Annotated in this window: 13 protein-coding genes; 6 read left to right on the forward strand and 7 right to left on the reverse strand. The window is 63.2% G+C overall.

The window, feature by feature from the left end; translation table 11 throughout:
- Nucleotides 1-106 precede the first annotated feature (106 nt).
- Together LZK81_RS16095 and LZK81_RS16100 are read left to right on the forward strand one after the other, a co-directional pair.
- Nucleotides 107-1,519, forward strand: coding sequence for a methyl-accepting chemotaxis protein (locus LZK81_RS16095; RefSeq protein WP_233953907.1), 1,413 nt, complete (start codon nucleotides 107-109; stop codon nucleotides 1,517-1,519).
- Between the two features lie 129 nt (nucleotides 1,520-1,648).
- Nucleotides 1,649-2,650 (forward strand): LLM class flavin-dependent oxidoreductase, encoded by a 1,002-nt coding sequence (locus LZK81_RS16100; RefSeq protein WP_046625147.1) that lies wholly within the window; start codon nucleotides 1,649-1,651, stop codon nucleotides 2,648-2,650.
- A 56-nt stretch (nucleotides 2,651-2,706) separates the two neighbouring features.
- Here LZK81_RS16100 and LZK81_RS16105 read toward each other — a convergent pair whose 3' ends face one another.
- On the reverse strand, nucleotides 2,707-3,453 hold the full coding sequence (locus tag LZK81_RS16105) for a YebC/PmpR family DNA-binding transcriptional regulator (protein ID WP_046625146.1): 747 nt from the start codon (nucleotides 3,451-3,453) through the stop codon (nucleotides 2,707-2,709).
- 170 nt (nucleotides 3,454-3,623) lie between these two features.
- On the opposite strand from LZK81_RS16105, the gene LZK81_RS16110 reads away from it, so the two are divergent.
- Nucleotides 3,624-4,136: a pyridoxamine 5'-phosphate oxidase family protein gene (locus LZK81_RS16110; protein WP_046625145.1), complete on the forward strand. Its 513-nt coding sequence runs from the start codon at nucleotides 3,624-3,626 to the stop codon at nucleotides 4,134-4,136.
- Between the two features lie 24 nt (nucleotides 4,137-4,160).
- Here LZK81_RS16110 and LZK81_RS16115 read toward each other — a convergent pair whose 3' ends face one another.
- Entirely contained in the window at nucleotides 4,161-5,006 is an 846-nt protein-coding gene (locus LZK81_RS16115) for an MBL fold metallo-hydrolase (protein ID WP_233953908.1), read from the reverse strand.
- Nucleotides 5,007-5,206: 200 nt separating this feature from the next.
- Between LZK81_RS16115 and LZK81_RS16120 the strand changes: the two genes are divergently transcribed.
- Nucleotides 5,207-5,938, forward strand: a complete 732-nt coding sequence (locus LZK81_RS16120) for a dienelactone hydrolase family protein (RefSeq protein WP_233953909.1) — start codon at nucleotides 5,207-5,209, stop codon at nucleotides 5,936-5,938.
- Nucleotides 5,939-6,055: 117 nt separating this feature from the next.
- Here the strand turns inward: LZK81_RS16120 and LZK81_RS16125 are convergent, their stop codons facing one another.
- Nucleotides 6,056-7,990, reverse strand: a complete 1,935-nt coding sequence (locus LZK81_RS16125) for a DEAD/DEAH box helicase (protein WP_233953910.1) — start codon at nucleotides 7,988-7,990, stop codon at nucleotides 6,056-6,058.
- Nucleotides 7,991-8,191: 201 nt separating this feature from the next.
- Between LZK81_RS16125 and LZK81_RS16130 the strand changes: the two genes are divergently transcribed.
- The gene (locus tag LZK81_RS16130) at nucleotides 8,192-8,791 is read left to right on the forward strand and encodes a hypothetical protein (protein WP_233953911.1); all 600 of its coding nucleotides are present in this window, start codon (nucleotides 8,192-8,194) and stop codon (nucleotides 8,789-8,791) included.
- Nucleotides 8,791-9,117, forward strand: coding sequence for an HNH endonuclease (locus tag LZK81_RS16135; RefSeq protein ID WP_326491492.1), 327 nt, complete (start codon nucleotides 8,791-8,793; stop codon nucleotides 9,115-9,117). Before LZK81_RS16130 ends, LZK81_RS16135 begins: the two co-directional genes overlap by 1 nt.
- Before the next feature lie 10 nt (nucleotides 9,118-9,127).
- On the opposite strand, the gene LZK81_RS16140 is transcribed toward LZK81_RS16135, so the two are convergent.
- From LZK81_RS16140 to LZK81_RS16155, 4 genes are all read right to left on the reverse strand, one after another.
- Nucleotides 9,128-9,952 carry a TIGR00282 family metallophosphoesterase gene (locus LZK81_RS16140; RefSeq protein ID WP_233953912.1) on the reverse strand — a complete coding sequence of 275 codons (825 nt, stop codon included), beginning with the start codon at nucleotides 9,950-9,952 and terminating at the stop codon, nucleotides 9,128-9,130.
- Between the two features lie 2 nt (nucleotides 9,953-9,954).
- A complete protein-coding gene (locus LZK81_RS16145) occupies nucleotides 9,955-10,557 on the reverse strand; it encodes a 5-formyltetrahydrofolate cyclo-ligase (protein ID WP_233953913.1) in 603 nt (200 codons plus the stop codon).
- Nucleotides 10,554-11,780: a hemolysin family protein gene (locus tag LZK81_RS16150; protein ID WP_326491514.1), complete on the reverse strand. Its 1,227-nt coding sequence runs from the start codon at nucleotides 11,778-11,780 to the stop codon at nucleotides 10,554-10,556. The genes LZK81_RS16145 and LZK81_RS16150 overlap by 4 nt, the downstream gene beginning before the upstream one ends.
- 320 nt (nucleotides 11,781-12,100) lie before the next feature.
- Nucleotides 12,101-13,129: a sensor histidine kinase gene (locus tag LZK81_RS16155; protein WP_233953915.1), complete on the reverse strand. Its 1,029-nt coding sequence runs from the start codon at nucleotides 13,127-13,129 to the stop codon at nucleotides 12,101-12,103.
- Nucleotide 13,130 lies beyond the last annotated feature (1 nt).

Here is a 13,130-nt window from a genome sequence, read left to right on the forward strand (position 1 = left end):
TTAACCATGTCGGGAAGGTTTGCCCCCTTTCGGGTCGCCGGTCGGCAACGCCCCTGCGCCTCGCGCGTTGCAAATCGCGGCTTGGACGCAATGTGAGGAGGCAGCCATGATAGGCAGACATCATTCCCTATCCGTCAAGGTGATCGGGCTCGTGCTGGCGCAGAATGGGATTCTCGCGGGGCTCCTCTTTTATGTCGCCGAGGAGCTGACGCCGTTCGAGATGCTGGGCATCGCCGCATCGCTGATAACGCTGACCCTCGTCACCATTTCCCTTGCCGGTGCACTTATCAATCCGTTGCGGACCATTGCCGGAACCGTCTCGGAGGTCGCCGCCGGCAGGACGGCGGTGCCGCGCGAACATCTGGCCCGCACCGATGAAATCGGCTCGATCTCCCGGGCGCTGGAGCAGCTTTGCCGCAATCATCTCATCCGGCTCGTCAAGGAAGAAGAAGCGCGCGAGCGGCAGGAGGCGGAGGTGGAGCAAGCTCGCATGCGCGATCTCGAGGCCGCCGGAGAGGAGGCACGCGACCTGAGGACAGTGGTCGAAGCGCTGGACGGCGGCCTGCGGCGCCTGGCGGTCGGCGATCTCACCGTGCGGATCGATATGCCGTTCCCCGACAGATACGAGGGCCTGCGTGCGGATTTCAACCATGCCCTGACGATCCTGGAAGACGTGCTCGGAATGATCGGCAGCTGCGCCCACAGCCTCCACACGGACTGCGCCGAGGCTCGCGACGAAATGACGAAAACCGCCGAGGCCGGGGGCCGGCTGACGGCAACCATCGCCAAGACAGCTGCGGATGTCGGCAAGCTTGCCGAAATGCTGAGGGTGCGAAAGATGGAGGCTCAGCACGCGGCCGAAATCGCCAACAATGCCCGGCTCGACATGCGCCCGCCGAAGGAGATGATGCAAGTCGCAACGGCGGCGATGGAGGCGATCCGCAACGAGTCGCTCAGGATCGAGCCAGCCACCGCAACGATCCGGGAGATCGCCTTCCAGGCCAATATGCTCGCCCTCAATGCCGGCCTCGAGGCGGCCCATCCGGGTGAGGCCGAGATCGACTTCAAGACCGTGGCAGAGGAAATCCGCGGACTTGCCGAGCGGGCCGCTGAGGCGGCCAAGGAAATCTCCGGCCTGTCCCGAAGGTCGGCCGAAGCGGCCGAACTCGGCGGCAAGTCTGTCGAGAAGGCGGGCGGAGAATTGGATGCGATGACGATCTATGCGGATGCCTTGCACGGTCACGTCGCGGCACTCGCGGCAGGCTCGGGCCAGGAGATCGAAGCGGTCGCAGCCGTCAGGACCACGATGACGACGCTTGCTAGGGCGAGCCGCGACCAGATCGGTGCGCTGGATGCGCTGACGGCAAAGCTCGGCCGCATGAACCGCGATATCGCCGCGATCGACCATCATGCAGGGCGCTTCACGCCCGTCACGATCCTCCACGCCGGAGGAGTGGCCGTACCGGAGAGCCTCAAACCCGCAAAACCCGGTTCGCACCTGCGGCTGGTCAAGTCGTGATATCGGGGGCTCCGCTGCGCGCAATTTTCCGGCGCTTCTTTTTCTGTCGGCCGCAGGGTCGTATTCCTGGACGAGGCTGCCTAGATAACTGGAACACCCTGTCAGTTATTCCGCCTTCAGGACGCGCCGATGATCCCCTTTTCCATTCTCGATCTTTCACCCGTCGGTGAAGGTTATTCCGTGAGCGATGCGCTCGACCAGTCCCGCCGCCTGGCGATCAAGGCCGAGGAGCAGGGCTACAAACGCGTCTGGCTTGCCGAGCACCACGGCATGCCGGGCATTGCCAGTGCCGCAACGGCGATCGTCATCGGCCATGTGGGCGCGGCCACCAAGACCATCCGCGTCGGCTCCGGCGGCATCATGCTGCCCAACCATTCGCCGCTCGTCATCGCCGAACAGTTCGGCACGCTGGAAGCGCTGCTGCCAGGCCGCGTCGACCTCGGCCTCGGCCGGGCGCCGGGAACCGACATGCGCACCGCAAGCGCGCTCCGCCGCAATCTCGATGCCGGCGCCGAAAGTTTTCCGCACGACATTCTCGAACTGCAGCGCCTGCTGGGCACGCCCGAAAAGGACCAGGGCCTGCTCGCCGTCCCCGGCATGGACGCGCATGTGCCGATCTGGCTGCTCGGATCGAGCGTCTACAGCGCCCACCTCGCCGCGGCGCTCGGCCTGCCCTATGCGTTTGCCTCGCATTTCGCCCCGGACATGCTGATGGAAGCGATCTCGATCTACCGCGACCGTTTCCAGCCGTCGCTCCAACTCGACAAGCCCTACATGATGGTCGGCGTCATGGGCGTCGCGGCGGAGACCGATGCCGAAGCTGAGCGCGCCTTCACCTCGTCGCAGCAGCAGTTCGTCAATCTGCGCAAGAACGTCCGCACCCGGTTCCCGAAGCCCGTCGACAGCATGGAAGGTTTCTGGACGCCGATGGAGAAGATGAATGTCGAGCACACGCTGCGTTACGCAGCGGTCGGCTCCGTTGCGACGGTCGAGGCAAAGCTCAGGGATTTCCTGGGAGAAACCGGCGCCGACGAGTTGATCATCTCGATGCCGATCCACGATGTCGATGCGCGACTGCGCTCGGTCGAATTGTTCGCGACGCTGCCGATGATGGAAAAAGTTCGCGCCTGAAACAACGGCGGGCTGGTCATGCCAGCCCGCCTTCAAAACTGTCCGGTGGCGAATGGTCAGGCCGAAAGCTTGGCCATGACCTCTTCGGAGACTTCGAAATTCGAATAGACGCTCTGTACGTCGTCGTCGTCTTCGAGATTGTCGATGAGCTTCAGCAGCGACTGCGCCTTCTCCTCATCCACCTCGATCGTGTTCTGCGGCCGCCAGATCACCTTGACCGTCTCGGCCTGGCCGAGTGTCGCTTCGAGCGCCTTCGACACCTCGCCAAGGCTTTCGAAAGCGCAGATGATCGTGTGGCCGTCCTCGTCGGTGGTCACGTCGTCGGCACCGGCCTCGATCGCCGCTTCCATCACCTTGTCCGCATCGCCGACGCTCGCCTTGTAGGTGATTTCGCCCACGTGGTCGAAGGAGAAGGAAACCGAGCCGGTTTCACCAAGCACGCCGCCGGCCTTGGTAAAGGTCGAGCGGACGTTGGACGCCGTGCGGTTGCGGTTGTCGGTCAGCGCCTCGACGATGACGGCGGTACCGCCCGGGCCGTAACCTTCGTAACGGACGGAATCGTAGTTCTCCGCGTCCGAACCGACAGCCTTCTTGATCGCCCGGTCGATATTGTCCTTGGGCATCGACTGCGCCTTGGCGTTCTGGATCGCCAGGCGCAGCGCCGCGTTCATGGTCGGATCAGGCAGACCCGTCTTGGCGGCGACGGTGATTTCGCGCGCAAGCTTGGAAAACATCTTCGACCGGATCGAATCCTGCTTGCCCTTGCGGTGCATGATGTTTTTGAACTGTGAATGGCCAGCCATGGCACCCCTGACACTTTAACTTGTTCTGGAATGAGGCCTTATAATTTCGAAGCCGGAGCCGTTCAAGGGCATTTCCGGCGTAAGGCGAGGCTTTCCTGCTCCCGATCGGCCGGAACAAAGCCAAAGCCTTGCCGTTTGTTCACCGAGACGAACAACAAAGGAGACAATCCATGGCAAGCCTTACCGAAGCCCGCGAAGCGCCCGAACGTCAGCTCTGGGACGAGATCAACAACATCCATGCCGGCATGCTGGGCATCGAGGGTTCGCACATGCATTTCCAGCCGATGGCGCCGAATGCCGATCCGAAGTCGAGCACCATCTGGTTCTTCACCAAGTCAGACACGGATCTGGTACGGGCCATCCGGGCCGGCAGCCGCGCGCATTTCTGCGTGGTCGGCAAGAACCACGATTATCACGCCTGCCTTTCGGGCACGCTGGAAGTACGCCCCGACCGCGCCAAGATCGATGAATACTGGAGCGCAGTGACATCGGCCTGGTACGAGCACGGCAAGGAAGACCCGCTTCTGACCCTGCTCGCTTTCAAGGTCGACGACGCGGAAATCTGGGCCTCCACCGACAGCACCCTGAAATTCGGCTGGGAAATCGCCAAGGCCAACCTGCATGACGAGAAGATGCCGGATGTCGGCGTCAAGCAGCACCTCGCCTTCCCGCAATTCCATTAACACCCGGCGAAAAAGCCGCGGGGGTTACAGCCCCTGTGGCACCAGTATCGTCGGCTTTTTCGGCAGGCTGCGCATCGACACCCGGATCGTCGGTTCCTTCGCATAGGCGATGTCGAATTTGGCATCGAACATGGCGATGAAATTGTCGAGCGGCGGCCCCCAGCGATGCATCGGCAGGATCAGCGACGAGCGCAGCCGTTGCACCACCCGACTCATGCTGTCCGCCCCCATCGTCAGGCCGCCGTCGACCGGCACCATCAGGATGTCGAGGCGGCCGATCTCGGTATACTGGGCCTCGTTCAGCTCGAAATGCAGATGGCCGAGATGGCCGATGCACAGGCCCGCAACCTCGAAGATGAAGATCGAATTGCCGTTTTCCTCGATGCCGCCGCCCCAGTTGCGGATATCCGACATGACATTGCGGATGTAGACGTCCCCCACCATCAGCTTGTGCTGGATCTTTTCGCCCGGCACCTCACCCCAGCCATGCAGGACATGCTTGATCCCGGAATCGGGGCTGAGTGTAAAATGGGTGGAATGCGCCTTGTTCATGGTCGCGACGTCAGGCAGGCGCGACGGCCGGTAGGCGCCGCTATAGTCGGTGGCGATGCCGATCCCTTCAGGCGTTTCGATGAAATAGGTGGAATGGCCGACAAAGGTGATCTTCACCTCTTCCCTCTCGGCCAGCGCCAGATTCCTCCTCGCCTGGGCGAACTGCAGGCCCGAGGGATTGAAGCTCGCAAAGGTGACACCGGGCAGCTTCTGGGCGATCGCCTGGCATTGGCTGACGGGCAGGCCATCCTGAGCGAACGCGGCCCAGGCGGAGAGAAGGAGGCCGGAAAGACCGAGTGCGAGAGCCCGTAGCATCATGCTGATCCCAAAGAACTGCGTTCATGCTCATTCCCGGCGAAAACATGCGGCAATGCGAAAGGCCGGTCCAGCCGCAATCGCGAAGGCCGGCCTCACAATTCTGTCATTGGTCGAGGTCATGGAATTGATTATTGAGAAGCGGGGGCAGCGCCCGACATGAGCTCGCCGGCCTCCGGTCGGAAGCGCAAGAGGATATTTCCATGAAGCATGACGTTGAGATCAAGACCAAGGACGGCACGGCCAAGGCCGCCGTCATCAAGCCTGCGAACGGCGCGGCAACGGACAAGGGCGTCATCCTCTACATGGATGCCTTCGGGCCTCGCGAAGCGCTCTACTGGATGGGCCAGCGCATCGCCGATGCCGGTTACACCGTGCTCGTTCCCGACCTCTATTACCGCTCCGGCGAATATGGCCCGTTCATCGCCCGGACCGCCTTCAGCGAGGAAAGTACCAAAACCCGGATCAGGGCGATGATGCAGACAGCCACCCAGGCACTGACGGCGCAGGACGGCGCCGCCTTCATCGAAGCGCTGGAAGCCGAAGGTGTCACCGGTGCGATCGGAACGGTCGGCTACTGCATGGGCGGGGCACGCGCGATCACCGCAGCGGCCCACTATCCGGAGCGCATCAAGGCGGCAGCAAGCTTCCACGGCGGCAATCTCGCAAGCGAGGCGCAGGACAGCCCGCACAGGCTGGCGGACAGGATCAAGGCCCGCGTCTATGTCGGCGTTGCCGGCGTCGACAACAGCTTTCCGCCGGAACAGTCAGCCCGCTTCGCGGAAGCTTTTCGCATCGGCGGCGTCGATCATGCGGTCGAAAACTATGTCGGCATGGCGCATGGCTGGGCGGTGCCGGACCACAGCGTCTACGACAAGGACGGTTCCGAGCGCCACTTCAAGCGTCTGCTGACCCTGTTCGAAGAGACCCTCTGAAACGACCCCTCCGAAACGACGAAGGGGCGGCTTTGGGCCGCCCCTGATCTCATTGAACGTCTAGCATTCAGGTCACTGCCGCAGCATCACCCAAACAGGGATTGCGCGGCATCCGGCTTACTTCCGGCGCTCGAAATTGCTGCTGTTGGCCAGTTTCGGCTTGTCCTTCTTCTTGAAAGGCTTGTCGTCCTTCTTGAAGGGCTGGGCGTCCTTGCGGAACGGCTTGGCATCCTTGCTGAAGGGCTTTCCGTCGCGTGCCTCGGCTGCCTTGGGGCCACCAGGGCCTGCCGCGTTGGACGTATTCTTCCGCGGCTTGCCCTTCGCCCAGTCATCGCCGTGAGGCTCTTTCGGACGGTCGTCATAGGACTTCTTGACATAGGGCTTGGCCGGCGCCGGTCTGCTGAGGTCCGGCGCGCTGGTCAGCCGGGTGACGCGGATGCCGCGCTCCAGCGCCTTGTCCTTGCCGACCGCCTGCATGAAGGCGTCGGCGTGATCGGCGGCGATCTCGACGAAGGTTTCGTCCTGCTGCATCTTGATCGCGCCGATCTCGCGCTTGGTGACGTTGCCGTTGCGGCAGAGCATCGGGATCAGCCAGCGCGGCTCGGCATTCTGCTTGCGGCCGACCGACAGGGAGAACCACACGGCGGGGCCGAACTCGTCGCGCGACGGGCGCGGCGTCATCGGGAAATCGCCCTGCTCGCCGGTCCGCTCACGCGGCTTGCGGGTATCCTGCTGCACCGAAATCTCGATCAGATCTTCGGGCGCCGAATATTTGGTGCGGTAGAGATTAACGAAAGCGGACGCCAGCTTTTCGGCGCCATGGCTCTCAACCAGCTTTGCGATGAGGTCCTGCTCCTCCTCGCGCGGCTTTTCGGTGAAGATCGGATCGGCCAGCAGACGCTCGTCGTCGCGGCGCGTGACCTCTTCGGCAGACGGCGGACGAGCCCAGGTGGCGGAAATGCCGGCACCGCCGAGCAGGCGCTCGGCCTTGCGGCGGGCATTGACCGGCACGATCAGCGCGCTGATGCCCTTGCGCCCGGCGCGGCCGGTTCGACCGCTGCGGTGAAGCAGCGTTTCCGGATTGCTCGGCAGGTCGGCATGAATGACGAGGTCGAGGCCCGGCAGGTCGATGCCGCGGGCGGCGACGTCGGTCGCGATGCAGACGCGGGCGCGTCCGTCGCGCATCGCCTGCAGCGCATGGGTCCGCTCGTTCTGCGTCAGCTCGCCGGAGAGCGCCACGACCGCAAAATTGCGGTTGTTGAAGCGAGCGGTCAGATGGTTGACCGCGGCACGGGTCGAGCAGAACACGATCGCATTGGTCGCTTCGTAATAACGCAACACGTTGATGATCGCATTCTCACGGTCGGCGGATGCCACAGCGAGCGCGCGATATTCGATATCGACATGCTGCTTTTCTTCGGCCGAGGTCGCGATGCGGACCGCATCGCGCTGGTAGCTCTTGGCGAGCTTGGCAATGGCGGCGGGGACGGTTGCGGAGAACATCAGGGTGCGGCGCTCGGCAGGCGCCGATTCCAGGATGAATTCCAGGTCCTCGCGGAAACCCAGATCGAGCATCTCGTCCGCCTCGTCGAGCACGGCAACCTTCAGGGCCGACATGTCGAGCGCGTTGCGGCGGATATGGTCGCAGAGACGGCCGGGCGTGCCGACGACGATATGGGCGCCGCGCTCCAGCGCGCGCCGTTCGCTGCGGATGTCCATGCCGCCGACGCAGCTGGTGATGACAGCGCCTGTCATCTCGTAAAGCCATTCCAGCTCGCGGGTAACCTGCATCGCCAGTTCGCGGGTCGGGGCGATGACGAGCGCCAAAGGCTGCCGCGCCGGGCCGAACTTATCCGCGTCGCCGAGCAGGGTCGGGGCAATCGCCAGGCCGAAGGCAACGGTCTTGCCCGAACCGGTCTGCGCCGAAACCAGCGCATCGGAATGGATGAGAGCCGGGTCGAGCATGGATTTCTGGACGGGGGTCAGCGTAACATAGCCCCGTTTCGCCAATGCCTTGGCGATCGCCGGAACGGCGCCGTTGTAATCGGTCATCTAAATCTGTCTTTCGGATTTTCGCGCGCAAAGCGCTGTGGCTGCAACACTCGCAGCCGAACTTGCGCCGTTCCTACTTATTTGCAGGGCAAATGTCAAAGAGCATGTCCATGCGGGACATCCGCCAAGGCCGCTCTTGACGCCATAAGCTTAATATCTGACGTAAATCCACCCTGAACAGGGAAGCCGAACGGAGAAAGCATGTCCGGCATTTTGGAAAAGCAGGCCGAGCTTCAAGCGCAGGCCGACGCGATCGTCAGCGCCCTCGACCTCGACGATATCTTGGGCGCTGTGGGAAATCCGGTACGTGTCGGAAGCTCGGCGCTCGGCCTCATGGTCCGCCGCGATATCGACATCACCACCGTCTGCGAGAAGCTCGATGGTGCGACCCATGCCGCTGTTGCCGGCATCGGCCGCGACCTGACGCTTCATCCACGCATCGGCGCGCTCAAGTTCCGCAACGATACCGGCCTATGGAACACCGCGCCGCAGGACTATCCCGACGGTCTCTATCTCGGCGCCACCTATCGGACGGAAACCGGCGAGGACTGGAATCTTGACATCTGGTTCATCGACGAACCGGACCGTCAGCCGGACCTCGAACATCTGAAGACGCTCCTGCCTCGCTTGACCGACACGGCGCGGGAAACCATCCTCGTCATCAAGGCCGAACTCGCCGCCATGACACCGAAGGGCGGCAAGCCGGCCCCGAGCGCACTTGTCTACGAGGCGGTGGTGGATCATGGCGTGAAGACCACCGCGGAATTCGAGAGGTGGATGGCCCGCACCGGTGACCGATGATGAGAAAACACAAATACGACGTCGTCTCGTGGTACGAGCAGCCGGAACCTGAAATATGCCCTTTGTGCAATCGGCTGATCCCCGACGACCAGCGCGACGAGCATCATCTCGTCCCCAAGAGCCGAGGCGGGCGGCAGACGCAATTTCTCCACCGCATCTGCCACCGGCAGATCCATGCCCTGTTCAGCGAGTCGGAACTCGAAAAGTCGTATTCGACCATCGAGGCTCTTCTCGACCATCCCGAGATCAGCAAATTCGTCAGCTGGGTCGCCAAGAAACCGCCCGGCTTTTACGACGGCACGAAACGCAGCAACCGCCGTCGATGACGTCGAAACTTCACCGCCAGAACGACGGAATGGTCTCCGCAAGCCGCGGCCCGATCCGGAGCGGCTCGATCTTTTCCGCAAGCCCGGTCGCATCGGAAATCTCGATACCGAGGCCGCAGATCGTCGCAGGTCCGGTCGCCGCCTCGAAACGGCCCTTCGGCATTTTCGAGATGAAGCGATTGAGCGGTTCTTCCTTGTCCATGCCGAGCGATGAGTCGTAATCACCACACATTCCGGCATCCGACATGTAGCCTGTGCCGCCGTTGAGGATCTGGCAGTCGGCCGTCGGCACATGCGTGTGGGTGCCGACCACCAGGCTGGCGCGGCCGTCCACGAAATGCCCGAAGCACTGCTTTTCGCTGGTCGCCTCCGCATGGAAGTCGAAGATGATCGCGTCAGCCTGTTCCTTCAACGGAGCAGCGGCAAGGATCGTCTCGGCGCTCTTGAAGGGATCGTCGAGTTCGGGATGCATGAATACCCGGCCCATGATGTTGGCGACCAGAATACGTGCGCCGTTGCGGGCGTAGAAGATGCCCGATCCCTTGCCCGGCGTGCCGGCGGGATAGTTGGCGGGCCGCAGGAACTGCTCGTGGCGGCCGGCGAAGCTCACCGCCTCCTTCTGGTCCCAGACATGGTTGCCGGTGGTCACCACATCGGCGCCGGCATTGATCGTCTCGAGAAAGATATCCTCGGTAATGCCGAAGCCGCCCGCGGCATTCTCGCCGTTGACGATGACGAAATCGAGCTTCAGGTCGGCGACGAGGCCGGGCAGCTTTTCCCACACCGCCACGCGGCCGGTCTTGCCCACCATGTCACCCAGGAACAAAAGGCGCATTCTTATCCAATCTGTGCGCGGCCGATGTCTTCAAAAGGCCGGTAACCGCTCTCCGTCAGGACAGCGTTTAGTCTGATATCGTGAGGTTCAGCGGGAACAGATGCCACTTCCTGGCAGTCGAAGGCAATCCCGATCAGCTTCGGGTTCAGGCCTTTTTGCTGCAGGCGATGGATCGCCCGGTCGTAATAACCGCCGCCGTAGCCGATCCGGTGCCCCTCGGCATCGAAGGCCGACAGCGGCACCAGCATCACCTGCGGCTCGAGTTCCGCCGCTTCCGGCCCCGGCCCGAATGTCCCGAACGTGCCCGGCACCAGCTCGGCGCCGCGCACCAGTTCGCGGAAGATGATGGTCTGCTTGTCGAGAATGACGGGCACGCAGAGCCGCGCGCTGCGGTCCCTGAGATACGCCATCAGCGGCCGCACATCGACTTCCGAGCGGATCGGCAGGAAGCCGGAGACGATCGCGCCGGCGTCGAGGCTGATTGCCTCGGCCCCGTGCGACGCGATGGCCAGGCTCTTCTCGATGCGCTCGACCGGTGGAATGGCGTCCCGTGCGGCAAGCCGCGCTGCGCGAAGCTCCGCCTTGGTCTTCAAGCCGTCCGTCATACCTTGTCCGACCGCCTGACCAGCAGCTTGTCGATGCGGCGACCGTCGAGATCGATCACCTCGAAGGTCCAGCCGTTCTTGGTGAAGCTCTCGCCGAGTTCCGGCAGGCGCTTCATCTCGTCGAGCACGAAGCCCGCGACCGTCTCGTAGCCTGGATCGTCTCCGAGCGAAAATCCCATCTGGTCGGCGAATTCGTCGACCGGCATCCAGCCGGCGATCAGGAACGAACCGTCGTCGCGCGATACGATCGCAGGTTCTTCGTCCTCTTCCTCCTGGAAGACGCCGGTGATCGCCTCGAGGATGTCGCCTGAGGTGATGATGCCTTCGAAATGGCCATATTCGTCATAGACGAGCACCATATGGGCCGGCGCGCGGCGCAGCGCCTGGATGACGTCGAGCGCGCCGGTGAGGTCGGAGACGACGGGCGCTTCGCGCATGATGCCGCGGATATCCAGCATCTTGCCGCCGGCGATGAAATCATAGGCGTCCTTGACGAACAGCGTGCCCATGATCTCGTCCGAGCTGCCGTTGCGGATCGGCAGGCGGGAGCGCTGGGTGGCGCGAAGCTGTTCGCGGATTTCATCCGAATTGTCTTCGATATCGATGACCTCGACATCGCGGCGCGGCGTCATCAGGCCGCGGGCGGTGCGGTCGGCAAGCCGCATGACGCCGGAGATCATCGCGGATTCTTCCGTCTCGATCACGCCGGCGCTCTGGGCTTCGGCAAGCACGGTGCGGATTTCCTCGTCGGTGACGCGCTCGCCCGACTCGCCCCGCTGGCCGAGCATGGTCAGCACCAGCCGGCCGGAAATGTCGAGGAACCAGACGATCGGGGCGCCGACCGTCGCCAGCAGTTTCATGGCCGGAGCGACCCGGGCGGCAACCGCTTCCGGCGCCCGCAGTGCGATCTGCTTCGGCACCAGTTCGCCGATGATCAGCGACAGATAGGTGATGAAAACGACGACGGTGCCGACGCCCAGCCAGTCGGCCAGATTGTCGGCCATGCCCTGCGTTTCGAGCCAGGTGGTCAGCCGGGCGCCGAGCGTGGCCCCCGAGAATGCGCCGGACAATACGCCAACCAGCGTGATGCCGATCTGGACGGAGGAAAGGAAGCGGCCGGGATCTTCCGCGAGCCGTATGGCTGTCGCCGCGCCGCGGTTGCCCTGCTCCGCCATGATCCGCAGCCGCACCGGGCGGGAGGAGACGACGGCCAGTTCCGACATCGCGAGGACACCGTTCAAAACGGTGAGGGCAATGACGATGAGTATTTCGGTTAACAAGAGAAGCTCTTTGATTGGAACAATATGCCTGCACGCGAAACGAATGTGCCGCTCCGAGGAACGGCCCGCATCCATACGACCGCGCCAGAGGCGCCTCGTCGCGACGTCTCGCGCACAGTTCAGAAAACCGGGACCGGTTCTCGGAGCTATGCACCTTCACGCCATCCCGGAAATCATAGGGTCGCCATGCGGGCATTGCAATGGCGGGAACAAAATGAAGGGCTTCGATCGTGGCAGAAACGGCACGGCCGCTTCGTCCTGACCTACTGAAGGCTGAGTGTCAGTTCGGCGCGGGTGCCGGAAGAAGAAGGCACGTAGTGGATCGTCGAGCCGAGCGTCGCGGCCATGGATTTGACGATACGGCTGCCGAGCCCGGTCCCCTTGGGCGCATCGCCCTCGCGCCAGCCGATCCCGTCATCCTCGACGGCGAGAAGCGCGCTGCCCTCGTCCTGGCGCTTGAGCAGGACCCGCACTTCGCCTTCGGTGCCGGCCGGATAGGCGTATTTCAGCGCGTTGGTGAGCAGTTCCGTGACGATCATGCCGACCGAGACAGCCCGGTCGGAGGTCAGCGACAATGGTTCGGCATCGAGACGGATCGACGGTCCCTGTTCGTCGTTGACGGAGCCCTGCACCTCGCGCACCAGCGTGCCCAGATATTTGTCCATCTCCACATGCCGAACGTCGTCGGAGGTATAGAGGCTGCGATGCATGCCGGCGATCGCGCTGATGCGCGCCTGCGTCTCGGAAAGTGCTGCCTTCACGTCGTCGTTCTTGCTGCTGGACGCCTGCAGGCGGATGAGCGCCGCAACCAGCGCCAGACTGTTGGCGACGCGGTGGTTCACCTCGGAGAGCAGAACCTCGGCGCGTTCCTTGCCGAGACGGATCTCCTGCTCGGCCTTTTCCTTGGCGCGCCGCAATTCCGCATTGGCGATGCCTTGGGCAATCGCACTCTCCATCAGCGGCCAGAATTCCTCGCCGACCGTCTTGATGACGTAGTCGGACGCACCGCTCTTCAGCGCGTCGATGGCGATCGTCGCGTCGCTGGAACCGGTGACGTAGATCACCGGAATGACCGAGCCCTGGTCCTTGAGTTTGTGGAGGATGTCGAGCCCGGTTTCGGTCTTCAGGTAGTGATCGAGGACGATCGCGTCGACGACGCCTTTTTCAACCGCCTCCATTGCCGATGCCGCATTGACGGCATGGACGACCTGATAGCCGGCGCGCCCGAAATGGCGTTCCGCCAATCTGGCAAGCGCGAGATCGTCATCGACATAGAGTATGGTTTGCGGCATC

Source organism: Neorhizobium galegae, from assembly GCF_021391675.1.
Classification (GTDB): domain Bacteria; phylum Pseudomonadota; class Alphaproteobacteria; order Rhizobiales; family Rhizobiaceae; genus Neorhizobium; species Neorhizobium galegae_B.

Excerpts from the sequence above, each read along its gene's own strand:
- LZK81_RS16095 (WP_233953907.1), top strand. The coding sequence starts at position 107 with ATGATAGGCAGACATCATTCCCTATCCGTCAAGGTGATCGGGCTCGTG.
- LZK81_RS16100 (WP_046625147.1), top strand. The coding sequence starts at position 1,649 with ATGATCCCCTTTTCCATTCTCGATCTTTCACCCGTCGGTGAAGGTTAT.
- LZK81_RS16105 (WP_046625146.1), bottom strand. The coding sequence starts at position 3,453 with ATGGCTGGCCATTCACAGTTCAAAAACATCATGCACCGCAAGGGCAAG.
- LZK81_RS16110 (WP_046625145.1), top strand. The coding sequence starts at position 3,624 with ATGGCAAGCCTTACCGAAGCCCGCGAAGCGCCCGAACGTCAGCTCTGG.
- LZK81_RS16115 (WP_233953908.1), bottom strand. The coding sequence starts at position 5,006 with ATGATGCTACGGGCTCTCGCACTCGGTCTTTCCGGCCTCCTTCTCTCC.
- LZK81_RS16120 (WP_233953909.1), top strand. The coding sequence starts at position 5,207 with ATGAAGCATGACGTTGAGATCAAGACCAAGGACGGCACGGCCAAGGCC.
- LZK81_RS16125 (WP_233953910.1), bottom strand. The coding sequence starts at position 7,990 with ATGACCGATTACAACGGCGCCGTTCCGGCGATCGCCAAGGCATTGGCG.
- LZK81_RS16130 (WP_233953911.1), top strand. The coding sequence starts at position 8,192 with ATGTCCGGCATTTTGGAAAAGCAGGCCGAGCTTCAAGCGCAGGCCGAC.
- LZK81_RS16135 (WP_326491492.1), top strand. The coding sequence starts at position 8,791 with ATGAGAAAACACAAATACGACGTCGTCTCGTGGTACGAGCAGCCGGAA.
- LZK81_RS16140 (WP_233953912.1), bottom strand. The coding sequence starts at position 9,952 with ATGCGCCTTTTGTTCCTGGGTGACATGGTGGGCAAGACCGGCCGCGTG.
- LZK81_RS16145 (WP_233953913.1), bottom strand. The coding sequence starts at position 10,557 with ATGACGGACGGCTTGAAGACCAAGGCGGAGCTTCGCGCAGCGCGGCTT.
- LZK81_RS16150 (WP_326491514.1), bottom strand. The coding sequence starts at position 11,780 with ATGTCGGAACTGGCCGTCGTCTCCTCCCGCCCGGTGCGGCTGCGGATC.
- LZK81_RS16155 (WP_233953915.1), bottom strand. The coding sequence starts at position 13,129 with ATGCCGCAAACCATACTCTATGTCGATGACGATCTCGCGCTTGCCAGA.